The sequence below is a fragment of the Mycoplana rhizolycopersici genome, from assembly GCF_013378445.1.
GTDB classification, from domain to species: Bacteria; Pseudomonadota; Alphaproteobacteria; order Rhizobiales; family Rhizobiaceae; genus Mycoplana; species Mycoplana rhizolycopersici.
In genome coordinates, this window is sequence record NZ_JABXYK010000007.1 from 294,041 (window position 1) to 314,294 (window position 20,254).

22 protein-coding genes, 1 tRNA gene and 1 pseudogene are annotated in these 20,254 nt (G+C 63.7%); 12 read left to right on the forward strand and 12 right to left on the reverse strand.

Translation table 11 applies throughout. The annotated features are described in order from the left end of the window. Positions 1 to 8: 8 nt before the first annotated feature. Positions 9 to 701, reverse strand: a complete 693-nt coding sequence (locus tag HV823_RS13960) for an ArsR/SmtB family transcription factor (RefSeq protein WP_176950321.1) — start codon at positions 699 to 701, stop codon at positions 9 to 11. A 75-nt stretch (positions 702 to 776) separates the two neighbouring features. On the opposite strand from HV823_RS13960, the gene HV823_RS13965 reads away from it, so the two are divergent. After that, positions 777 to 1,106, forward strand: coding sequence for an NIPSNAP family protein (locus HV823_RS13965; protein WP_176950322.1), 330 nt, complete (start codon positions 777 to 779; stop codon positions 1,104 to 1,106). Beyond that, positions 1,103 to 1,453 carry an antibiotic biosynthesis monooxygenase family protein gene (locus HV823_RS13970; protein WP_176950323.1) on the forward strand — a complete coding sequence of 117 codons (351 nt, stop codon included), beginning with the start codon at positions 1,103 to 1,105 and terminating at the stop codon, positions 1,451 to 1,453. The genes HV823_RS13965 and HV823_RS13970 overlap by 4 nt, the downstream gene beginning before the upstream one ends. Positions 1,454 to 1,504: 51 nt before the next feature. Here HV823_RS13970 and HV823_RS13975 read toward each other — a convergent pair whose 3' ends face one another. Continuing rightward, the gene (locus HV823_RS13975) at positions 1,505 to 1,807 is read right to left on the reverse strand and encodes a HepT-like ribonuclease domain-containing protein (RefSeq protein ID WP_246301347.1); all 303 of its coding nucleotides are present in this window, start codon (positions 1,805 to 1,807) and stop codon (positions 1,505 to 1,507) included. Next, positions 1,807 to 2,103 (reverse strand): nucleotidyltransferase family protein, encoded by a 297-nt coding sequence (locus HV823_RS13980; RefSeq protein ID WP_176950324.1) that lies wholly within the window; start codon positions 2,101 to 2,103, stop codon positions 1,807 to 1,809. Before HV823_RS13980 ends, HV823_RS13975 begins: the two co-directional genes overlap by 1 nt. A gap of 146 nt (positions 2,104 to 2,249) precedes the next feature. Between HV823_RS13980 and HV823_RS13985 the strand changes: the two genes are divergently transcribed. Continuing rightward, positions 2,250 to 3,377 (forward strand): site-specific DNA-methyltransferase, encoded by a 1,128-nt coding sequence (locus tag HV823_RS13985; protein WP_176950325.1) that lies wholly within the window; start codon positions 2,250 to 2,252, stop codon positions 3,375 to 3,377. 295 nt (positions 3,378 to 3,672) lie between these two features. Next, a complete protein-coding gene (locus tag HV823_RS13990) occupies positions 3,673 to 3,861 on the forward strand; it encodes a hypothetical protein (RefSeq protein ID WP_097135663.1) in 189 nt (62 codons plus the stop codon). Between the two features lie 245 nt (positions 3,862 to 4,106). On the opposite strand, the gene HV823_RS13995 is transcribed toward HV823_RS13990, so the two are convergent. Both HV823_RS13995 and mutY read right to left on the reverse strand, forming a co-directional pair. After that, positions 4,107 to 4,721 (reverse strand): HAD family hydrolase, encoded by a 615-nt coding sequence (locus HV823_RS13995; RefSeq protein ID WP_176950326.1) that lies wholly within the window; start codon positions 4,719 to 4,721, stop codon positions 4,107 to 4,109. Beyond that, positions 4,718 to 5,839, reverse strand: coding sequence for an A/G-specific adenine glycosylase (gene mutY, locus HV823_RS14000; protein WP_176950327.1), 1,122 nt, complete (start codon positions 5,837 to 5,839; stop codon positions 4,718 to 4,720). The genes HV823_RS13995 and mutY overlap by 4 nt, the downstream gene beginning before the upstream one ends. Before the next feature lie 100 nt (positions 5,840 to 5,939). On the opposite strand from mutY, the gene HV823_RS14005 reads away from it, so the two are divergent. The 3 genes from HV823_RS14005 to HV823_RS14015 all read left to right on the forward strand — a co-directional run bounded on the left by HV823_RS14005 (position 5,940) and on the right by HV823_RS14015 (position 11,024). After that, positions 5,940 to 6,467 (forward strand): DUF721 domain-containing protein, encoded by a 528-nt coding sequence (locus HV823_RS14005; protein ID WP_246301355.1) that lies wholly within the window; start codon positions 5,940 to 5,942, stop codon positions 6,465 to 6,467. 117 nt (positions 6,468 to 6,584) lie between these two features. Then, positions 6,585 to 7,394, forward strand: a complete 810-nt coding sequence (locus tag HV823_RS14010; RefSeq protein WP_176950329.1) for a DsbA family protein — start codon at positions 6,585 to 6,587, stop codon at positions 7,392 to 7,394. Positions 7,395 to 7,559: 165 nt separating this feature from the next. Beyond that, a complete protein-coding gene (locus HV823_RS14015; protein ID WP_176950330.1) occupies positions 7,560 to 11,024 on the forward strand; it encodes a chromosome segregation SMC family protein in 3,465 nt (1,154 codons plus the stop codon). A gap of 12 nt (positions 11,025 to 11,036) precedes the next feature. Here the strand turns inward: HV823_RS14015 and HV823_RS14020 are convergent, their stop codons facing one another. Next, complete coding sequence (locus HV823_RS14020; RefSeq protein WP_176950331.1) at positions 11,037 to 11,348, reverse strand: type II toxin-antitoxin system RelE/ParE family toxin; 312 nt, start codon at positions 11,346 to 11,348, stop codon at positions 11,037 to 11,039. Next, positions 11,348 to 11,599, reverse strand: a complete 252-nt coding sequence (locus tag HV823_RS14025) for a type II toxin-antitoxin system ParD family antitoxin (protein ID WP_176950332.1) — start codon at positions 11,597 to 11,599, stop codon at positions 11,348 to 11,350. The genes HV823_RS14020 and HV823_RS14025 overlap by 1 nt, the downstream gene beginning before the upstream one ends. Before the next feature lie 170 nt (positions 11,600 to 11,769). On the opposite strand from HV823_RS14025, the gene HV823_RS14030 reads away from it, so the two are divergent. Together HV823_RS14030 and ppdK are read left to right on the forward strand one after the other, a co-directional pair. Beyond that, positions 11,770 to 11,916, forward strand: coding sequence for a hypothetical protein (locus HV823_RS14030; RefSeq protein ID WP_176950333.1), 147 nt, complete (start codon positions 11,770 to 11,772; stop codon positions 11,914 to 11,916). 195 nt (positions 11,917 to 12,111) lie between these two features. Continuing rightward, entirely contained in the window at positions 12,112 to 14,787 is a 2,676-nt protein-coding gene (gene ppdK / locus HV823_RS14035; RefSeq protein WP_176950334.1) for a pyruvate, phosphate dikinase, read from the forward strand. Between the two features lie 29 nt (positions 14,788 to 14,816). Here the strand turns inward: ppdK and HV823_RS14040 are convergent, their stop codons facing one another. After that, a complete protein-coding gene (locus HV823_RS14040) occupies positions 14,817 to 15,077 on the reverse strand; it encodes a hypothetical protein (RefSeq protein ID WP_176950335.1) in 261 nt (86 codons plus the stop codon). Between the two features lie 130 nt (positions 15,078 to 15,207). Continuing rightward, positions 15,208 to 15,606, reverse strand: coding sequence for a hypothetical protein (locus HV823_RS14045; protein WP_246301357.1), 399 nt, complete (start codon positions 15,604 to 15,606; stop codon positions 15,208 to 15,210). Positions 15,607 to 15,821: 215 nt separating this feature from the next. Between HV823_RS14045 and HV823_RS14050 the strand changes: the two genes are divergently transcribed. Further along, a complete protein-coding gene (locus tag HV823_RS14050) occupies positions 15,822 to 16,724 on the forward strand; it encodes a DUF1499 domain-containing protein (protein ID WP_176950366.1) in 903 nt (300 codons plus the stop codon). Positions 16,725 to 17,080: 356 nt separating this feature from the next. On the opposite strand, the gene HV823_RS14055 is transcribed toward HV823_RS14050, so the two are convergent. Together HV823_RS14055 and HV823_RS26690 are read right to left on the reverse strand one after the other, a co-directional pair. Further along, entirely contained in the window at positions 17,081 to 18,004 is a 924-nt protein-coding gene (locus HV823_RS14055) for an MBL fold metallo-hydrolase (RefSeq protein ID WP_176950336.1), read from the reverse strand. Further along, positions 18,001 to 18,297, reverse strand: coding sequence for a cupin domain-containing protein (locus HV823_RS26690; RefSeq protein WP_176950337.1), 297 nt, complete (start codon positions 18,295 to 18,297; stop codon positions 18,001 to 18,003). Before HV823_RS26690 ends, HV823_RS14055 begins: the two co-directional genes overlap by 4 nt. Before the next feature lie 177 nt (positions 18,298 to 18,474). On the opposite strand from HV823_RS26690, the gene HV823_RS14065 reads away from it, so the two are divergent. After that, a tRNA-Gln gene (locus tag HV823_RS14065) sits at positions 18,475 to 18,549 on the forward strand. 189 nt (positions 18,550 to 18,738) lie between these two features. Further along, positions 18,739 to 18,999, forward strand: coding sequence for a hypothetical protein (locus HV823_RS14070; protein WP_176950338.1), 261 nt, complete (start codon positions 18,739 to 18,741; stop codon positions 18,997 to 18,999). An 81-nt stretch (positions 19,000 to 19,080) separates the two neighbouring features. On the opposite strand, the pseudogene HV823_RS27360 reads toward HV823_RS14070, so the two are convergent. Then, a pseudogene (locus HV823_RS27360) lies at positions 19,081 to 20,103 on the reverse strand (recombinase family protein); the annotation flags it as partial. Between the last annotated feature and the right edge of the window lie 151 nt (positions 20,104 to 20,254).

Sequence of the window (20,254 nt, forward strand, 5' to 3'; positions counted from 1 at the left end):
TGGAGAGTTCATTCCCGGTCGGGCACGGGAAACAGGTCGCAGAAAGCGCGCTCGCCGGTCGGCGTGAAATGGATCGCGCGGCTTTCGCCGCTGCGCCTTGCCCAGCCCTCGTCGATGAAGCGGGAAAGCAGCGCCTCGCCCAGCGAGCCGGCCAGATGCGAGCGCCGCTCGCTCCAGTCCAGGCAGGTGCGGCAGACGGGCCTGCGCTGGCTGTGCAGCGCATCCATGTCTATTCCGAGCTGCCGCATCCGTTCTTCGCCGCTTTTCGTCAGCGCGGCGTCATCCCCCTCGATCGCGACATGCCCGTCTAAGACCATCCGGTCCAGCATCCGCACCCCGAAATCCCCGGCGAGATGGTTGTAGCAGACCCGCGCCTTGCGCAGCGCCGGATCCTTCGGTCCGGGCCGCGCGCGCAGGAAGCCGCGATTGGCGGCAAAGCCCATCAGCCCTTCGAGCAGGAGGCCGACCTCGTCGTCCATCAGCGCGAAATAGCGGTGCCGCCCCTGCTTGCGCTGGGCCAAGAGGCCGCCGGCCTCCAGCTTCGACAGATGCGAACTCGCCGTCTGCAGCGTGATCCCGGCAGCGCCTGCAAGCTCGGTCGCCGTCAGCGCCCGGCCGCCCATCAGGGCGGTCAGCATGTTGGCGCGCGCTGGATCGCCGATGAGCGCGCCGATCTGGGCTATGTCCGGACCTTCTTTCATACTTCGATGATAATCGAAGCATTCGCGCCGCGCAACATGGCATCAGGAGACATCGAAAATGTCAAGGAACCGAAGATGCTCACCTGTTTCATCCGCTATGAAATCGACCCGTTCGGCAAGGAGGCGTTCGCCGAATATGCCCGCAACTGGGGGCAGGCGATCCCGCGTAACGGCGCGGACCTGATCGGCTATTTCGCTCCCCATGAAGGATCGGCCACAACCGCCTATGGGGTCTACAGCGTCGAGAGCCTCGCCGCCTACGAGGCCTATCGCGCGCGTCTGGCCGCCGATCCGCTTGGCGCGGAGAATTATGCCTTCGCAAGGCGTAAGCGCTTCATCCTGAAGGAAGATCGGATCTTTCTCAGGAACGTCTCCCTGCCGCATGCTCCGACGGTGACGCCATGATCGCGGTCATCTTCGAAGTCGCCCCCGCAACCGGCCGGCGCGACGTCTACCTGAACCTTGCGGCAAGGCTGAGCGATCGGCTCCAGGCGATCGACGGCTTCGTCTCGATCGAGCGCTTCGAAAGCCTGTCCGTTCCCGGCAAGATCCTGTCGCTATCGTTCTGGCGGGACGAGGAAGCCGTTACGACCTGGCGCAACACCGCCGAGCACAGGAGCGCACAGCAGGCCGGCCGCCACGGCGTCTTCTCCGACTACCGCCTGCGCGTCGTTTCGGTGATCAGGGACTACGGCATGTTCGAGCGCGACGAGGTGCCGGAGGACAGCGCACGGGTGCACGATGCAGCGTGAGGGGCCCTTACGTACCGCCCAAAGACGCTTGAAGGGCCAGAAGTGCGTCCTTCAGGTGCGGAAGATCGCGGACGACGACGTTCCATAGGACGTCGTCGGCAATTCGATGCTATTCATGTCTGAGGATATTGCCCATGGCGCGGATCGACGCCAGGGAACATCGGGAGCCTGGAGCAACAGCACATCAGGAATGTGCCGGCTGGCTTCCGAGATGATTTCTATTGCTCGCTGGATCGCAAGGCGCAGGATGTCGTTCCTGGCGAGATCTTCACGCGTTTTTCCCACCAGAGCCGTCTCGATCAAAGCGATCGTCTCCAGCATTTCCGACAGGATCACGCCGATGTCACGCGGCATCAGAAAACCCGGATCGCCGAGTTTTCGATCGTCTCCTTCAGGCGCGGATGCAGGCTGTTGCGCGTTGTCGCATCCACCTCGACTGACAATTCGTCTTCGAGGAGAAGCTTGATGCTCGCGAGATCGATGAGGGAGAAAAGGCTGCCCGGATCATAGTCGATGAAGAGGTCGATGTCGCACTCGTCGTCGGCTTCGTCGCGTGTCACCGAGCCGAACAAATAGAGCGAGGTGGCGCCGTATGCGCGGATCGCGTCGGCGTTTTTCTGTAGCTGTTCGATCGCTTCGCTCTTCTTCATGCTGTCTTTTACCGCATCGGTCCGTTCTTTTCCAATCGGAGATTATTTGCCGCTGAGCCCCTCCGCCTTCACCCTTCGGTAACCATCTTCGGTAACCATAAGGGCCAGCAAGTTCGTATCCGAGTAAGCGTATCAGCGAGTATTCCATGTCCCACGTCCTTTCGCTTGCCGAAGCCCGTTCGGTCCGTCCCAATGGCTGGATCGACACGATCATCCGGGGAGATTGCGTTTCCGCGCTGGAAGCCCTTCCGGATCAGTCGGTCGACGTCATCTTCGCCGATCCGCCCTACAACCTTCAACTCGGCGGCACGCTGCACCGGCCGGACCAGAGCCTCGTCGATGCTGTCGACGACGAATGGGACCAGTTCGCCTCCTTCGAGGCCTATGATGCCTTCACCCGCGCCTGGCTGCTCGCCTGCCGCCGCGTGCTCAAGCCGAACGGCACGATCTGGGTCATCGGTTCCTATCACAACATCTTCCGCGTCGGCGCCACGCTGCAGGACCTGAACTTCTGGATCCTCAACGACGTCGTCTGGCGCAAGACCAACCCGATGCCGAACTTCAAGGGCCGGCGTTTCCAGAACGCGCACGAGACGATGATCTGGGCGAGCCGAGATGCCAAGGCCAAGGGCTACACCTTCAACTACGATGCGATGAAGGCCGCCAACGACGACGTGCAGATGCGTTCCGACTGGCTGTTTCCGATCTGCTCGGGCGGCGAACGCCTGAAGGATGCGGACGGCAAGAAGGTCCATCCGACGCAGAAGCCGGAAGCGCTGCTCGCCCGCGTCATCATGGCCTCCACCAGGCCCGGCGACATCGTGCTCGATCCCTTCTTCGGCTCCGGCACCACCGGTGCGGTCGCCAAGCGCCTGGGCCGCCATTTCGTCGGTATCGAGCGCGAGCAGGACTATATCGATGCCGCACTCGCGCGCATCAATTCGGTCCAGCCGCTCGGCAGCCAGACCTTGACCGTAATGAGCGGCAAGAAGGCCGAACCGCGCGTGGCCTTCAATACGCTGATCGAGAGCGGCCTGATCGCGCCCGGCACCGTGCTCACCGACCAGAAGCGCCGCCACAGCGCCATCGTTCGCGCCGACGGCACCATCGCGTCGGGATCGGACGCCGGCTCCATCCATCGCGTCGGTGCGAAGGTGCAGGGGCTCGACGCCTGCAACGGCTGGACCTTCTGGCACTATGCCGAGGGCAGCGAACTCAAGCCGATCGACGCGCTGCGCGCGGTCGTGCGCTCCGACATGGCAAAGCTCGACTGAGACGCCCGGCCGCAGCCGCTGCCGATACCCCATTTGAACAGGCGTCTTTCGCAAGCCGTGCAGGTTGAAAGACGCGCAAGGGAATACCTCCTGTCGTGGCCTCTGGTGCTCCCTGCGCCGGAGGTTGCGGCAGTTGGGCAAAGCGCCAAGGCAGCAGTCAGGCGTGGACAAAGCCCCGATGCTGTGAGCAAAATGCTCCCTCGCATGTCGGGAGGAAGACAACCGGACAAGAAGAATTCAACGACCGGTGGAACAAGGGGCGTCATATTGCGTTTTACCTGAGCGGGAGGCGATCATGAGGCATATAGACATCAGCAAGCTGGAGCGAAACCCCAAGCACGTCTGGGAGGTTTCGGAATACTGCCGCAAGTCGGGCGTAAGCCGAACCGAAGAAAAGCGGCTGATCAGGATCCTCGGCCGCTACGCCTCCGCTCACGAACTGCAGATGAACCTCGTGCGCCCCAACAACCGGTCTCGTTGCTGAATGTGATCGCTTAACGCAAGCATTTGTTAATATTGGCGAAGTGGCAGAAAGGTCAGGCTTTCTTCAAGCGCTGTTAACCAGCGCTCCCTATGGTGAAGACAAGCCGTCGGCGTCGCCACGAGACAGACTGACGAAAGAATTCTGCTTTTCCGGTTTCGTACCTTCAGTCCCGGAAAAGCGCGAACGCCCGGAGCCGGCAACGGCCCCGGGCGTTTCACTTTGTTCAGGCCTCGCGCCGGCTCCGTTCAGAGTGCGACGCCGTGCGCAGCAAGGTCGCTCTTCAGCTTTTCCCCATCGGTGAACAGCACGGCATTCCAGCCCGCCGCCCGCGCTCCTTCCACGTTCTTTTCGGCATCATCGATGAAGAGGGTGTGCGCCGGTTCCAGGCTGAAATCGCGCGCATGCTTTTCATAGATCGCAAGGTCGGGCTTGATCAGCCCGATCTCTCCGGAAACCGTCACGCCGCGCGGCAGGTCGAGGAACGGGTAGAGCTTGCGCGCCTCCTTGAACGTGTCGGCGGCGAAATTCGTCAGCATCGTCACGTCGCGGCCGTCGGCAACCAGCGTCTCCATGATCGCCACGCTCTCCACATAAGCATGCGACACCATCTCCTGCCAGTGCTTGCGGAAGGCGCGGATCCTCTCCTCGTGCTCGGGATGCTGTTCGATCAACAACGCCTCCGCATCTTCCCAGCTGCGGCCACGATCCTGCTCGAGGTTCCAGTCGTGCGTGCACACATTGGCGAAAAACCAGTTGCGCTCGGCGTCGTCGGGGATCAGTCGGCTGTAGGGGATGTGGGGATCGTAGTGGATCAGCACCCGGCCGATGTCGAAGACAATGTGTCGGATTTCGATGGTCATGGGGTACTCGCCTTTTCGATTTCAATTGTGCGGGGCCTTGGCCGGAAGGCCTCCGGCATAGCCTGCTTGATTGCCTTCTTCATGACGCTCGGCAGCGCCTCGCCGTCGAGCGTCGCCTCCGGTTCCCACCATCCCGGTCCGCTCGCCGCGGTCCGGCTGACCGTGGAGCGGAAGACCGTCAGGCGCAATTCGAAATGCGTGAACACATGGACGACGGTGCCGCAGTTTTGCCAGTCGGCGGCGAAGGGTGCTGCATCGGCTCCGGTCGCCCCGTCCTGCCGCGCCGTCCAGTCCGTATTCGGTATCTCCGTCATGCCGCCGAGCAGGCCATGGCCGGGGCGCTTCCTGAGAAAGACGGCGCCCGTCTCGTCGAGGGCGACGAATGCGGCACCGAGCCTGATCGGCTTTTCCTTCTTCGCCGCTTTCACCGGGAAGCGCTGCGGATCGTCGTTCGCAAGTGCCATGCAGGCATCGTTGAGCGGACAGAGCACACAGGCAGGCCGCTTCGGCGTGCAGATGGTGGCGCCGAGGTCCATCATGGCCTGGGCGAAGTCGCCCGGTCTCTTTGCCGGCGTCATAGCCGCGACGAGACCGCGCATCATCCCCTTCGAGCCGGGCAGGGGAGCGTCGATCGCATGCAGGCGGGAAATCACGCGCTCGACATTACCGTCGAGGACGGCTGCTTGCCGGTCGAAGGCGATGGCGGCGATCGCTGCCGCCGTGTAGTCGCCGACGCCTGGCAGTTGCTTCAGTCCGTCTTCGGTGTCGGGAAACCGGCCGCCATGCGCGAAGGCGACGGTCTCCGCGCATTTCTTCAGGTTGCGCGCCCTCGCGTAGTATCCGAGGCCGGCCCAGGCCTTCATGACCTCTTCGGTTTCCGCCGCGGCAAGGTCCGTCACCGTCGGCCATTTCGAGGTGAACAGTGCGAAGTACGACTTTACCGCCTGCACGGTCGTCTGCTGCAGCATGACTTCGGACAGCCAGACCCGGTAGGGATCGGCGCGCTCGCCCCGCGCGGCCATCGGCGGCGAGATTCGCCACGGCAGGTCGCGGTGGTGCCGGTCGTACCAGCCGAGTATCCGGCTGGTCGGGTCTGCGGCGATGTGCGCTTTCGTCATGAATTTGCCTGGATGCGATGAGGAAGCGTATAACTGGCCAAGCAATCTCTTTTCTTCAAGGCGTAATTGTCGGAAGAGAGGAATGTTTTCCGCAAGGAGCATGCGAATCGTGAATTCCCGTTCCCCCCGCCGGGGCGCTCTTCAGATCAGCGAGGTCGCCAACCGTCTGATCGATCCCGTGCTTGCCAGGCGCGCCGGCATCAGCACGATGCTGCTCGGCTCGTGGGACGAGATTGCCGGCGCTGCCTTTGCCGATTGCAGCCGGCCGGAAAAGATCGCCTGGCCCAGGCGCGCCTCCGAGATGGCGGGCGAGGACGGCGGGCACCAGCCCGGAGTGCTGACGATCGCCTGCGAAGGCTCGCGCGCCCTGTTCCTCTCCCATCAGCAGGGCGAACTGATCCAGCGCGTCAACGGCTTCTTCGGCTTTCCGGCGATCCGCCAGATCAGGATCGTGCAGAAGCCGGTCTCGCCGCCTGCGCGCCGCCGTCGTCCGCCCCGTCCGTTGACCGGCGAGGCCGCGCGTCACCTGGAGGAACTGGTCGACGGCATCGAGGGCGATGCGCTGAAGGCCGCGCTGAAACGGCTGGGCACGGCCGTTCTCGGCCGCAACGGCCAGCCGCGTCGGTGAAACATCAGCCGGTCACATTTGTTTGAAGATTGTAGTGTTGGTGCCGCTTGTTAGCGACATAAAGCCGGTATATCCGGGCGAACGGAAGATTTTTACTTTGTCCCCACAGGAGAGACCATGTCCCTTCCCGAAATGAGCCTTTTGAAGCGTCTTGCGAGCGGCGTCGCCGTCGCGGCCCTTGCCGTCACGCTTGCGGCCTGCAGCGACGAGAAGAAGGAGACGGCTGCGGCGCCCGATAGCCCGCAGGTGACCACGGACAGCGCAGCCTCAAAGCCGGCCGAGCCCGCAGCCGCGTCCACCGAGACCGCGCAGGCCCCGGCGGTCTCTGCCGAGACGACGCAGTCGACGCCGACAAAGGCCGAGGTGCCGCCGTCCGAAGGCGACGTTGACATGGCCAAGGTTCTCGAGCCCGGCCCGCTGCCGGAAATGGCGCTGGGCGAGGCCGACGCCCCTGTGACGATCGTCGAATACATGTCGATGACCTGCCCGCATTGTGCCCGCTTCCATAACGAGACCTTCGACGTCATCAAGGAGAAGTATGTCGACAGCGGCAAGGTACGCTTCATTTTGCGGGAGTTCCCGTTCGATCCGCGCGCCGCTGCCGCCTTCATGCTGGCCCGCTGCGCACCGGCCGAACAGTATTTCCCGATGATCTCCATGCTGTTCAAGCAGCAGGAACAGTGGGCCGCGGCCGAAAACGGTCGTGAAGCGCTGCTGCAGATGTCGAAACTGGCCGGTTTTACACAGCAGAGCTTCGAAGCCTGCTTGACGAACCAGAAACTTCTCGATGATGTGAACGCGGTTCGCGAACGCGGCGCCAAGGAATTCGGCATCGCGGCCACGCCGACCTTCATCGTCAACGGCCAGCGCTATTCCGGAGAAATGTCGGTTGACGTCATGTCGGCCCTTATCGACAGCAAGCTCTGACACCGGCCGCGATTGGTTCGCGGGCGGCCGGTTTCGTGCGCCCGGTTCCCACCTCCCCCTTGAGGGGGGAGGTCGCGCGATAGCGCGGGCGGGAGTGATACCCGCTGCGATTGCCCCACTCCGGAGCTTCGTTCCGACGCTCCCCTGCAAGGGGAAGGTGGACCGATGAAATTCACCAAGCTTCGCCTGCAGGGTTTCAAGACCTTCGTCGAGCCGACCGAGTTCGTCATCGAGCGTGGCCTGACCGGTGTCGTCGGGCCGAACGGCTGCGGCAAGTCGAACCTCGTCGAGGCGTTGCGCTGGGTGATGGGGGAGAACTCCTACAAGAACATGCGCGCGTCCGGCATGGACGACGTGATCTTCTCCGGCTCCGGCAACCGCCCGGCGCGCAACACCGCCGAGGTCGGCCTTTACCTCGACAATTTCGATCGTACGGCACCTGCCGCCTTCAACGACGCCGACGAGATCCAGGTGTCGCGCCGTATCGAGCGCGAGCAGGGCTCGGTCTATCGCATCAACGGCAAGGAGGCGCGCGCCAAGGACGTGCAACTGCTGTTCGCCGACGCCTCCACCGGCGCCCGCTCGCCCTCGATGGTCGGGCAGGGGCGGATTGGCGAACTGATCCAGGCAAAGCCCCAGGCCCGCCGGCAGCTGCTCGAAGAAGCGGCCGGCATTTCCGGACTGCATTCCCGCCGCCACGAGGCCGAGCTTCGCCTGCGCGCCGCCGAAAGCAATCTCGAACGTCTCGACGACGTCACCTCGCAGCTCGAAAGCCAGATCGAGAGCCTGAAGCGCCAGTCGCGCCAGGCAAACCGCTTCAAGGCCCTGTCGGCCGATATCCGCCGCCACGAGGCGATGCTGCTGCATATCCGCTGGGCGCAGGCGAAGGAGGCGGAAGGCGAGGCGGAGAGCCAGCTGAACCAGGCGACCTCGCTGGTCGCCGAACGCGCGCAGGCGCAGATGGAGGCGGCCAAGGCGCAGGCCATTGCCAGCCTGAAGCTCCCTGAACTGCGGGAGAACGAGGCAAAGCTCGCCGCCGCCCTGCAGCGGCTGCAGATCGCCCGCTCGCAGCTAGAAGAAGACGCCGGCCGCCTGCTGCGCCGCCGCGACGAACTGGCACGGCGCCTGACCCAGCTTGCCGAGGACATCGCCCGCGAAGAAGCGATGGTCGCTGACAACGCGCAGGTGCTGGAGCGGCTTTCGGCCGAGGAGCAGGAAATCGCCGAGATCCTGGCGGAGGCTGACGACCGCGCCGCCGCCGCGCGCGAGGCCATGGACGAGGCGGCCGAACGCTTGTTGGGCAGCGAGCAAGCGCTTGGCGAAATCACCGCGGAGCGCGCCGAAGCGCAGGCGGTGCGCAACCAGCTGGAAAAGACGATCCGCGACCTCGCCGACCGCCAGGCGCGGCTGGCCCAGCAACTGGTCAATCTCGAAGCCGAAATCTCCTCGATGGACGAACGCATCGCCGCCTTGCCCGACCCCGAGCAGAAGCGCGAGGAGGTGCAATCGGCCGAGGCCGCGCTGGAGGAAGCCGGCGAGCGGCTGGCCGAAGCGGAAGAAATGCTGGAAGAGGCGCGCAGCGCCGAGGTCGAGGCGCGCGGCCCCGTCGAGGCCGCACGCGGGCAGGCCAATGCCGTAGAGACCGAAATGCGCACGATCCGCCGCATGCTGGAGGCCGGTGCCGCGGGCGGTTCCGCAGCACCCGTCGTCGAGGACGTGCAGGTCGACAAGGGCTTCGAGACGGCACTCGGCGCGGCGCTCGGCGATGATCTCGATTCACCCGCCGACACCGCCGCCGCTGCCCACTGGCGCTTTTCCGGCGACGGCGCGGACGATCCGCCACTGCCGGAGGACATCGAGCCGTTGCTTTCCCATGTCCGCGCGCCGGATGTGCTGACCCGCCGCTTGCGCCAGATCGGCGTCGTGGCGGACGAGGGGCAGGCGCTGTCTCTTCTCCAGAGCCTCCGTCCCGGCCAGCGGCTGGTGACGCGCGAGGGCGCGGTCTTCCGCTGGGACGGCCATGTGACGGGAGCCGATGCGCCGAGTGCCGCCGCCCTGCGGCTGGCGCAGAAGAACCGCCTGCGCGAACTGGAAAGCGAACGCGACGAGGCGCATGCAGCCCTTGCCGCTGCCGAGGCCGCCCTTGCCGCCGCGGCGGCTGCGATCAGGGCAGCAGGCCAGCGGCAGCAGGATGCCCGCGAGGTTCAGCGTCTCGCCGCCCGCAAGCTCGCCGAGACGCGCGAGGCGCTGGATGCGGCGGAGCGCGCGTCAGGCGACCTGATCCGCCGCCGCGCCGTGCTGGCGGAGACGAAGACGCAGCTCGATGGCCAGGTGGACGAAGCGGCGGAAACCCTTGAGGAGGCGCGCGGCGCGCTCGAAGACACCCCCGACGTCTCGGAACTGGAGCTCCGGCTGAGCCGGCAGTCCGCCACGGTTGCGACCGAGCGTGCGACGCTCGCCGAGGCGCGCGCCTTTCACGACGGCCTGGCCCGCGAAATGGCGGAGCGCCAGCGCCGGCTGTCGGCGATCTCGGGCGAACGCGAGACCTGGCGCAGCCGTGCCGCCAATGCCGAACGCCACATCGCCCAGCTTCGAGAGCGCGAGGCGGAGGCGCAGGACGAGGCCGAGCGCATCGCCGAGGCGCCCGACGAGATCGAGGAGAAGCGGCGCGCGCTGATGAGCGAGCTCAGCCGGGCCGAAGAGGCCCGCCGTGCCGCTGCCGACGAGCTGCAGGAGGCGGATAACCGCCAGCGCGAGGCCGACCGGGTGGCGACGACCGCGCTGTCGCAGCTTGCCGAATCTCGCGAGCAGCGCGGCCGCGCCGAGGAGCGGCTGTTGTCGGCGCGCGAACGCCGGCTCGATGGCGAGGCCCGCATCCGCGAGGCGCTGCATTGCGCCCCGCACGAGGCGCTAAAGCTCGCCGAACATCCCGCCGACCGTCCGCTGCCCGATCCGCGGCAGCGGGAGATCGAGCTCGATCGGCTGAAGGTCGAACGCGAGCGGCTGGGTGCGGTGAACCTGCGCGCGGACGAGGAGCAGAAGGAGCTTTCGGAGAAGCTGCAGGCGATCGTCACGGAGCGCGAGGACATCATCGAGGCGATCCGCAGGCTGCGCACGGCGATCCAGAGCCTGAACCGGGAGGGGCGCGAGCGGCTGCTTGCCGCCTTCGACGTCGTCAACGCCCAGTTCCAGCGGCTGTTCACTCACCTTTTCGGCGGCGGCACGGCCGAACTGCAGCTGATCGAAAGCGAGGATCCGCTCGACGCCGGCCTGGAAATCCTGGCACGCCCGCCGGGCAAGAAGCCGCAGACCATGACGCTGCTTTCGGGCGGCGAGCAGGCGCTGACGGCAATGGCGCTGATCTTCGCCGTCTTCCTCACCAATCCCGCCCCGATCTGCGTGCTGGACGAGGTGGACGCGCCGCTGGACGACCACAATGTCGAGCGCTACTGCAACCTGATGGACGAGATGGCCGCCTCCACCGAGACCCGCTTCGTCATCATCACCCACAACCCGATCACCATGGCCCGCATGAACCGCCTCTTTGGCGTCACCATGGGCGAGCAGGGGGTCTCCCAGCTCGTCTCGGTGGACCTGCAGACCGCCGAACAATTGCGCGAGGCGGTTTGAGGGTTAGGCGGTTCAATCGGTATCTTCCGCGTCCTCGATGAATACAGCATCTATGTCGCGGGCTCCATGCAGGACGCGTTCGATGCGGACTTCGTCATCCGATGGGACGGTGTAGAAAATCACGTATCGGCGGAACGGCACCGATCGAATTCCGTCCCCGATGTCCGTCCGCCTGACGCCGCCGCGTGGCGCATCCGCGATTTTATCAAGCCGTGACCGCAGGGCGGAGACGAAACGGAGCGCTGCGTGCGCATTCTGTGTGTAGATATAGTCGCCTATGTCTTCGATATCCCGCGCCGCCTGCGGGGATAGAATGACTGGCATCAGGCGCGCCCCTGATATTTCTTCTGCAGCCGGTCAAGTACATCCTCGGCGGGTATACCGGCGCCGCTTTCCAGCCCATTGCGAATCTCCTCGCGCAGAGCGTCAAGCTTTGCCTGCCGCTGTTCCTCGCGTTCCTCCAGCAGTCGCAGGCTGTCGCGCAGGACTTCGCTCGCGCTGGCATATCGCCCGCTTTCGACGAGCGTCCTCACTAGGGATTCGTAATGTGGGCCTATGTTGTAACTTGAAGGCATGGGTATCTTCTTGAGATGTCTTCCCAAGAATTATCAATATCTGCTAAGTTTGGCAATCAACTGCGAGGGAGGCACGAATTCGGCGCCCCCAAAAAATTGACCGGAACCAATCCCCGACATCCGCATTCTCTACGGGCCGGCCGTTGAGGCCGAACAGGAAGGGGATATTCATGAACAGGAACGCTCTCTACATGATCATCGGCGCGCTCGTCGTTGTAGTTGCAGGCTTTTCCTACTATGCCTACCAGGAAGAGAAGAAGCCGGACGGAGTCGAGATCCAGATCGGCAAGGACGGCCTGTCGGTCCAGGAAAACTGACGGCTGGCGGCACGTCCCGGGCATCGCCACGGCTGCGATGCCCATACCCGCCCGTCGGACCCGTTATGAAGGCGCCAGGTGCCCGCAAGCGATACAAATTGTGCGGCGCAGCATTTTCATCCTATCGTTCCGTTTCCAACCCGTGCCATATGCTGTAAATCTGTCACACAGGACTGTTTCGGGTGGAGAACAGCAATGATGAAGTGGGTTTACACCTTTGGCGGGGGAAGCGCCGAGGGGAGTGCGGCCGACCGTGACTTGTTGGGCGGCAAAGGCGCCAACCTGGCCGAGATGTGCAATCTCGGCCTGCCGGTGCCTCCGGGGCTGACGATCGTCACCAGTGCTTGCACCCATTATTATCAGAACGGCCGCACCGTCCCGGATAGCCTGAAGGAAGAGGTCCGCGCCGGCCTGCGCCGCATGGAGAAGCTTACGGGCCGCACCTTCGGCCATAATGAGAGGCCACTGCTTCTTTCCGTTCGCTCCGGCGCACGCGCGTCCATGCCCGGCATGATGGATACGGTCCTGAACCTCGGCCTCAACGACGAGACCGTGCAGGCGCTCGGCCACGATGCAGGCGATGCACGCTTTGCCTGGGACAGCTACCGTCGCTTCATCCAGATGTACGGCGATGTCGTCATGGGTCTTGACCACGAGGTCTTCGAAGAGATCCTGGAGGACGAGAAGTCCCGGCTCGGCCACGAGCAGGACACCGAGCTTTCGGCCGTCGAGTGGCAGCATGTCATCTCCCGCTACAAGGAGGCGATCGAGCAGGAGCTCGGCGAGACGTTTCCGCAGGATCCCGAAATCCAGCTCTGGGGCGCCGTCGGCGCGGTCTTTTCCAGCTGGATGAACGCCCGTGCCATCACCTACCGCAACCTGCACAACATCCCGGCCGAATGGGGCACGGCAGTCAACGTGCAGGCCATGGTGTTCGGCAATCTCGGAAATTCGTCTGCCACCGGCGTTGCCTTCACCCGCAACCCCTCGACCGGCGAGAACGCGCTCTACGGCGAGTTCCTCGTCAATGCGCAGGGCGAGGATGTCGTCGCCGGCATCCGCACGCCGCAGAACATCACCGAGGCCGCCCGCATCGGTTCGGGCTCCGACCGTCCGTCGCTGGAAAAGCTGATGCCCGACGCCTTTTCGGAATTCAGGAGCATCTGCGACCGGCTCGAGACGCACTACCGCGACATGCAGGATCTCGAATTCACCATCGAGCGCGGCAAGCTGTGGATGCTGCAGACGCGCTCGGGCAAGCGTACGGCGAAGGCCGCGCTGAAGATCGCCGTCGAAATGGCCGACGAGGGGCTGATCAGCCGTGAAGAGGCCGTCGCCCGCATTGACCCGGCCTCGCTGGACCAGCTTCTCCATCCGACGATCGATCCGCGCGCCCGTCGCGACGTCATCGGCTCCGGCCTGCCCGCGTCGCCGGGTGCCGCCACGGGGGAAATCGTGTTCACCTCCGAGGAAGCGGTTCGCGCGGAGGAGGAGGGGCGAAAGGCGATCCTGGTGCGGGTGGAGACCAGCCCGGAGGACATTCACGGCATGCACGCCGCCGAAGGCATCCTGACGACGCGCGGCGGCATGACGAGCCATGCCGCGGTCGTCGCCCGCGGAATGGGCACCCCTTGCGTCTCCGGTGCCGGCACCTTGCGGGTCGATCTTCGCAACGAGCTGCTGATCGCCCAGGGCGTGACCCTGAGGAAGGGCGATATCATCACCATCGACGGCTCTTCCGGGCAGGTGCTGAAGGGCTCGATCCCGATGCTGCAGCCGGAACTTTCGGGCGATTTCGGCCGCATCATGGAATGGGCCGATGCGACGCGGCGCATGAAGGTGCGCACCAATGCCGAGACGCCGGCCGATGCCCGTGCCGCGCGGTCGTTCGGTGCCGAGGGCATCGGCCTCTGCCGCACCGAGCACATGTTCTTCGAGGGCGGGCGTATCAACGTCATGCGCGAGATGATCCTTGCCGGCGACGAGGCCGGGCGGCGGGCGGCACTTGCCAAGCTCCTGCCCATGCAACGTTCGGACTTCATCGAGCTGTTCGAGATCATGCACGGATTGCCTGTCACGATCCGCCTGCTCGATCCGCCATTGCACGAGTTTCTGCCGAAGACCGACGAGGAGATCGCCGAGGTTGCTGCCAGCCTCTCCTTCGACCCGACCGAACTTCGCCAGCGCGTCGACGCGCTGCACGAATTCAACCCGATGCTCGGCCATCGCGGCTGCCGGCTGGCGATCTCCTATCCCGAGATCGCCGAGATGCAGGCGCGCGCCATCTTCGAGGCCGCCTGCCAGGCGGCGAAGGATACGGGTGCCCCCGTCGTGCCGGAGATCATGGTGCCGCTCGTCGGCCTCAAGGCCGAGCTGGACTACGTCAAGGCGCGCATCGAGGCGGTGGCGAAAGAGGTGATCACCGAGGCGGGCGTGAAGATCGACTACCTCGTCGGCACGATGATAGAGTTGCCGCGTGCGGCACTGCGCGCGCACGTCATCGCCGAATCCGCCGAGTTCTTCTCCTTCGGCACCAACGACCTGACGCAGACGACCTTCGGAATCTCGCGAGACGACGCCTCGTCCTTCCTGTCGACCTATATCCAGAAGGGCATCGTCGAGCGCGATCCCTTCGTCCAGCTCGATTTCGATGGCGTCGGCGAACTGATCCAGATCGCGGCCGAACGCGGGCGGCGGACGCGCAACGATCTCAAGCTCGGCATCTGCGGCGAGCACGGCGGCGATCCGGCCTCGATCCATTTCTGTGAGGACGCCGGGCTGGACTACGTCTCCTGCTCGCCCTTCCGCGTGCCGATCGCGCGTCTGGCAGCCGCGCAGGCGGCCTTCGAGGGGCGCAGACGGTCACGCTGACCTTGTGATGCTTTTGCCGGGCAGCGGGCTTACCAGCCCGGTCCGTAGCCGCCGCCGTAGGGGCCGGGGCCGTACCAGCCGGCGTCGCTGTAGAGGAAGGCCCGGCGGTCTGCGTCGCGATTGAGATCGATTCGCTGCAGGCAGGTGGCAAAGGCGTTGGTGCCGCGCTTGAAGCCGTAGCTCAGGCATTGCCTCTCGTCGGCAGCGCGTCTTTGCTCCGGCGTCACCGTCTGGCATCCGGCGAGAAGAACGCCCGCGACGCCTAACGCAAACAGGAACGGCGCACGCATAAGACCCTCCATCGCAACCGCTATTCGTATCGCTTCGATGAGGATATAGCGGCCCGAGGCGCGCCCGCAAGATCACTGCCCGGACGGTTGTTGCCTGGAAGATTGCGGCAGAGAGGTTGCTGCCGGAAGGCTATTGCATCCGTTCGAGGACGCCGACGAAGGAATCTGCGAAGTTCTTCAGACCGCTCGTCTGTTCGCCGGGATCCTCGACGCGAATGCCGGTTCCGCTGTCGTCGAGCAGGGCGAAGACGATCTTCAGTCCCGACCCTGTTGCTTCAGGGATACGCAGGGCTGCGATGCGCTGGCAGTCTTCGGCGAGGCCGGAGGCCGGAAGGTCGAACAGGAATTCGCCATCGAGCGCCTTTGCAGCGCGACGAACGGCGTCGGAAAATCCGTCCGGCTCGGTGGCAAAGCCGTCGAGCGAAAGCTCCAGTTCGATCAGTTCCAGCGGCAGCGCAGGCCCGCTTGCGGGCGGCGGCGGCAATGCGAGGGGCTTTGCACGCACAACGCTCGTCGATGTCGAAATCATAGGGTGACTCTCCTTGATATCCCGCCCATGGGATAGTTCGTTAACGAGCGTGTCATTTTTGCGGCACGCAAGCCAATTCGCGGCAGCGGCACCGCCCTCCACGGCGGATCGCCGCTTGCGGATTGACGTTGCGGCGGAGAGCCTGTCTTCTGTACAAACGGCGTGCATACCGGCTGCGCGCCGGCAGGAGAGCAGCGAGGTTCGGCCAGATGGCGATGGTCATTCGATATGAGCGGCCCTATTCCCATTCCGCCCACTGGGCGCGTAGGCTGGCGTCCTTCGGGCTGCTGCTCTTTCTCGCCGCCGCGCTGTCCCATCGTTTCGGCCCGCTGACGACACCGCATTTTCTCCTGCTCGCGGGAATCGGCACGGCGTGTGCCTTCGTTGCCGTCATTCTTGCCGTCGTCGGCTTCGTCCGCCTGTGGCGCGTCGGCGCGCGCGGCGGAAAGGCTGCCTTCGTGGCGCTGCTGCTCGCAGCATTGCCGCTCGGCGTTGCCGGCCACGGTGCGCAGGCCTATCTGACGCGGCCGAAGATCTACGACGTCACCACCGATCCCTTCTCCTCGCCGCCGTGGCTGAAGGTGCCGATCGCCAACCAGGACTTCCTTCCCCGCCCCCCGGTGACGCTGCAGGATCGCGAAATCCAGGCCACAGCCTATCCCGGCCTGACCGGCCGCCGCTACGAGGGCGCGCTCGACCGCGTCCTGCAGGGCGTGCGCAAGGTGGCCGCCGAACAGGGCATCGCCTTCACCGGGGAAAGCGGGCTGGAAAACGTGGTCGCCGACCTCGAGGATCTCGTGGTCAAGCCCGACGCCGAGAAGCCGGGCGGCAGCGTCGTCGAGGTCGTGCCGGTTCCTTCCGCGCGCCCGCTGGAGAATGGCCTGCTGCCCCCGATCGGCGGGCCGAACGACGTGTTGCTGCAGGGCGAGTGGCGCACCCTCGTCTTCGGATTCCGCTTCGACGTGTCCATCCGCCTGCGCGAGGAGGAGGAGACGGCGCTGGTCGACATGCGCGCGGCCTCCCGCTACGGCCCGCACGATCTCGGCCTCGGCGCCGCCTTCGCCGAACGTTATCTCAAGGCGCTCGATGCGGAGCTTCTCGGCATCGCCGGCGACTGAGCGCGCCCCGTACTTGAAATCGCAAGTGGAGCATTTTCGGCAGACGCCGCAGCACGCGACGATCGTACATTTGCCCAGCACGCCGGCCCTCTCGCGGCAAGCGGGGAGAGGGCGGAGAAAGCAGGGCAACTGCATATGATGAGGCAGGCCCCACCCAAACCCTCCCCACCCAAACCCTCCCCACAAGCCGGAGGGCTCAACCCGGCAAGGTCCGCCGAAGTTCCGATGGGGCGAAGAGGTTGCGGCTAGCTCTTCTCCTTCTCGTGGGGGAGATGTCCGGCAGGCCAGAGGGGAGGTGGCATATGCGATTGCCTGGAGAAGAAGGCGTTTCCCGCTTTTGCTGGAATTGCTCCAGCCTATCCGGGCCGATAGACGCCGTGCAGCGATGGCGGGCCGTCCGTTGAGACCTCACCGCGTTCCACCAGGTCCTCCAGATGCGCCAGCACCGAAAGTGCCGCCGCCCCATGCAGGCGCGGGTCGGTGGAGGCGTAGATCACCTTGACCATTTCGGGGATCAACCGGTCGCCCGCCCGGATGCGCGCCAGAACGGCGCGCTCGCGCATGCGCCGGTGCGTGCGAAGCCCGCGCAGGAAGGCGGAAGGCTCGATGACCGGGCCGCCGTGGCCGGGCAGGTACAGCCGGTCGTCGCGCAGAAGCAGCTTTTCCAGCGAGGCCATGTAGTCGCGCATCGCCCCGTCGGGCGGCGCCACGATCGACGTCGCCCAGGCCATGACATGGTCGGCGGAGAAGAGAATGCCGGTGCCTTCCAGCGCGAAGGCCGCATGGTTGGTGGTATGGCCGGGCGTATGCAGCGCCATAAGCCGCCAGCCGTCGCCGTCGATCGCCTCGCCGTCGCCGATAGCGATGTCGGGCTCGAACGCCATGTCCGAGCTTTCGGCAAACGGATTGGCCTCGCCCGCATGCAGCGGCCGCGCCGCCCGGTGCGGCCCTTCGGCGACGACAACAGCCCCCGTCTGCGCCTTCAGGCGCCCGGCAAGCGGCGAATGGTCGCGATGGGTGTGGCTGACGAAGATGTGCGACACCTCGCGCCCGGCAAGCGCCGCCATAAGCGCCTGGAAATGCGCCTCGTCCTCCGGCCCGGGATCGATCACGGCCACGGACCGGCCGCCGACGATGTAGCTGTTGGTGCCATGGAAGGTGAAGGGGGAGGGGTTGTTCACCGTGATCCGCTGCACGCCGTCTGCCGCCGGCACGGCGACGCCGTAGGCAGGCTCGAAGGCGCGTTCGAAATCCGGCTCGCGATCGTCGTCCGTGCTCACTTGTACTCGATCTCGACGAAGGACATGAATTCGCTGCCGCGGTTGACGACGTTGTGGGTGGTTCCGGCCTCGCGCCGATAGGCAGCACCACGCGCGATGTCCACCGTACGGCTGCCGCCGTCCTCCTCGATCAGGAAGTGGCAGTCCGTCATCGGCACCACCACATAGCCGAGGCCGTGGGTGTGCACGCCGGTATCGGCGCCCGGTTCGAAATCCCAGCGGATGATGCGCACGACGTCGTCGTCGAGCAGCGTGGTGGGAATGGCGGGCGGGCGGGCGCGGAACTGGCTCATCGTCACTCTTGTCGTCTGTCGTCGGAATTCGCTCGAAAGGTGCCGCAAGACCTAGCATGAAGCCCGCCCACAGCGCACAAGAAAACTTCCCCCTAGCCGAACTTAGAGATTGTGACGCGCCTCAAGCTTTGCTAGTCAGGCGGCGTCCGGCGGCAGGCAGCGCCTGCTTCGCCATGGTGGGGCGTCGCCAAGCGGTAAGGCACCGGTTTTTGGTACCGGCATTCCCAGGTTCGAATCCTGGCGCCCCAGCCAAACTTCATTTGACATTTTTTTTTTGGGTTTCGAAAATTTGTCTCCGTCCGCATGGCCAACGGCCTTCGCAAGAAAATCAAACGGTTGCCGAAACTTAGCACGGATCTTTCCGTGATCCCACTCGCAGTTCGATAGTACGAAATTTAGCAGCCTCCTTTTCTCGCTCGGGGGCTGCTTTTTGAAGAGTCCATGGGCATTGCGGACGAAATCGACAATTTGGATTCCCTCTTCGAGATAGGTCTTCTCTTCGTGCGCGAGTGCCTCGGCCTGACGTCTACAGTTGTCACTCTCCCGTCGCCATTTCTCCGACAACGATGCAAAGAACTCAGGCTGGACGGATCCGTCGAGCTTATCGACGTAAAGCTTCTCAAGTCGATCATCCAATCGGCTGGCTTCGCCTTCCAAGCGCTTGATCGCTTGCCGGCGCTCGATTCGCTTCTCGCTACTTGAAGCTAACAGCGCCTCTCGAAGCCATAGAAGCACATCCTCGTCAAACTCCAGATTCGCGAGAATTTCATTGAAATAGGCCTCCAGCCTCTCTTCCTTTACCCAATCCCTTTTGCAAACCTTGGGATCGCCAGTGCATTGATCCCGATAGGCACTGAGATGATAGTAGACATACTTTTCCTTCTTCTTCTCAGCAACAACTGAGCTACCGCAGGCGGCACAAGTGATCAGGCCTGAGAATGCATATGAGAGTTTTCCGGGGGATTTCGTGTTTGTTCTCCCGTCCATTTTTTCTTGGACGCGAGACCATTCATCACGAGATATTAGCGGCTCATGAGCGCCCGCATGAAAGTTCCCACACCAATAAAAAACACCAGTATAAATTATATTCCTAAGAATATATGACACCGAAGTCTTGCAAAACGGCTTACCCTTCCTGGTAAGTCCACTGTCTCTCAGCTTATTAACCAAATTGTCTAATGTGAGATCCTCATAGAGATACCACCGAAATATTTTTTGAACAATGTGCCCGCTCTCGGGATCCGGAACGATCACGCGCTTTCCCTCTGGACCGACAGCGTTTAGGTATCCAAAGGGAGCCTTCGTGGGCCAGTAGCCCTGTGACGCCTTTTCTGCCTGCCCTTTCCGAACTTCCTCGGACAGATTATCAATATATTGCTTCGCCACCAGCACACGTATGCCATGCATGAATTTCTCGGATGAGCGCGATGATTCCGAGATTATCACCCCTTCTTTTACGAAGTGTATTTCGACACCAAGATCTTCTATTATTAAATAATCCTTCAGATTTCGATATAATCTGTCTGTTTTCTCAACAAGAATAGCGCCTATTTTTTTATTTTTTTTGATATACGCCACCATTTCATGGAACGCTGAGCGCCCCGATTGCTTCGCCGTCTCGACATCGACAAACTGTGCAAGTGAAGTCATTTTTTCACGCGATTTATATTCATCCAGCAGCTTTATTTGAGCGGGGATTGAATACCCCTCCCTCTCCTGATCTTTGGTTGATACACGAGAGTATTGGACCGCAAGCTTAGGGTCTCGAGAGATGGAACGCGCAACGCGCTTCTTTTTCTTCACCACTAACGTCGAACCTTTATCTGGTCGCTCTCGAGAACGATTTGTCTTGCTCTACCGCCTGATCCCATTGTCGTTGTCGGCTGCAGGGATGGCGACCGCCTCATTGCGAGCCCATTCGGCGACAATCCTGGCGAAGCCGGTAACATTGACCAAG

Coding starts and splice junctions, on each gene's coding strand:
- HV823_RS13960 (WP_176950321.1), bottom strand. CDS start 701: ATGAAAGAAGGTCCGGACATAGCCCAGATCGGCGCGCTCATCGGCGAT.
- HV823_RS13965 (WP_176950322.1), top strand. CDS start 777: ATGCTCACCTGTTTCATCCGCTATGAAATCGACCCGTTCGGCAAGGAG.
- HV823_RS13970 (WP_176950323.1), top strand. CDS start 1,103: ATGATCGCGGTCATCTTCGAAGTCGCCCCCGCAACCGGCCGGCGCGAC.
- HV823_RS13975 (WP_246301347.1), bottom strand. CDS start 1,807: ATGCCGCGTGACATCGGCGTGATCCTGTCGGAAATGCTGGAGACGATC.
- HV823_RS13980 (WP_176950324.1), bottom strand. CDS start 2,103: ATGAAGAAGAGCGAAGCGATCGAACAGCTACAGAAAAACGCCGACGCG.
- HV823_RS13985 (WP_176950325.1), top strand. CDS start 2,250: ATGTCCCACGTCCTTTCGCTTGCCGAAGCCCGTTCGGTCCGTCCCAAT.
- HV823_RS13990 (WP_097135663.1), top strand. CDS start 3,673: ATGAGGCATATAGACATCAGCAAGCTGGAGCGAAACCCCAAGCACGTC.
- HV823_RS13995 (WP_176950326.1), bottom strand. CDS start 4,721: ATGACCATCGAAATCCGACACATTGTCTTCGACATCGGCCGGGTGCTG.
- mutY (WP_176950327.1), bottom strand. CDS start 5,839: ATGACGAAAGCGCACATCGCCGCAGACCCGACCAGCCGGATACTCGGC.
- HV823_RS14005 (WP_246301355.1), top strand. CDS start 5,940: ATGCGAATCGTGAATTCCCGTTCCCCCCGCCGGGGCGCTCTTCAGATC.
- HV823_RS14010 (WP_176950329.1), top strand. CDS start 6,585: ATGTCCCTTCCCGAAATGAGCCTTTTGAAGCGTCTTGCGAGCGGCGTC.
- HV823_RS14015 (WP_176950330.1), top strand. CDS start 7,560: ATGAAATTCACCAAGCTTCGCCTGCAGGGTTTCAAGACCTTCGTCGAG.
- HV823_RS14020 (WP_176950331.1), bottom strand. CDS start 11,348: ATGCCAGTCATTCTATCCCCGCAGGCGGCGCGGGATATCGAAGACATA.
- HV823_RS14025 (WP_176950332.1), bottom strand. CDS start 11,599: ATGCCTTCAAGTTACAACATAGGCCCACATTACGAATCCCTAGTGAGG.
- HV823_RS14030 (WP_176950333.1), top strand. CDS start 11,770: ATGAACAGGAACGCTCTCTACATGATCATCGGCGCGCTCGTCGTTGTA.
- ppdK (WP_176950334.1), top strand. CDS start 12,112: ATGATGAAGTGGGTTTACACCTTTGGCGGGGGAAGCGCCGAGGGGAGT.
- HV823_RS14040 (WP_176950335.1), bottom strand. CDS start 15,077: ATGCGTGCGCCGTTCCTGTTTGCGTTAGGCGTCGCGGGCGTTCTTCTC.
- HV823_RS14045 (WP_246301357.1), bottom strand. CDS start 15,606: ATGATTTCGACATCGACGAGCGTTGTGCGTGCAAAGCCCCTCGCATTG.
- HV823_RS14050 (WP_176950366.1), top strand. CDS start 15,822: ATGGTCATTCGATATGAGCGGCCCTATTCCCATTCCGCCCACTGGGCG.
- HV823_RS26690 (WP_176950337.1), bottom strand. CDS start 18,297: ATGAGCCAGTTCCGCGCCCGCCCGCCCGCCATTCCCACCACGCTGCTC.
- HV823_RS14070 (WP_176950338.1), top strand. CDS start 18,739: ATGGGCATTGCGGACGAAATCGACAATTTGGATTCCCTCTTCGAGATA.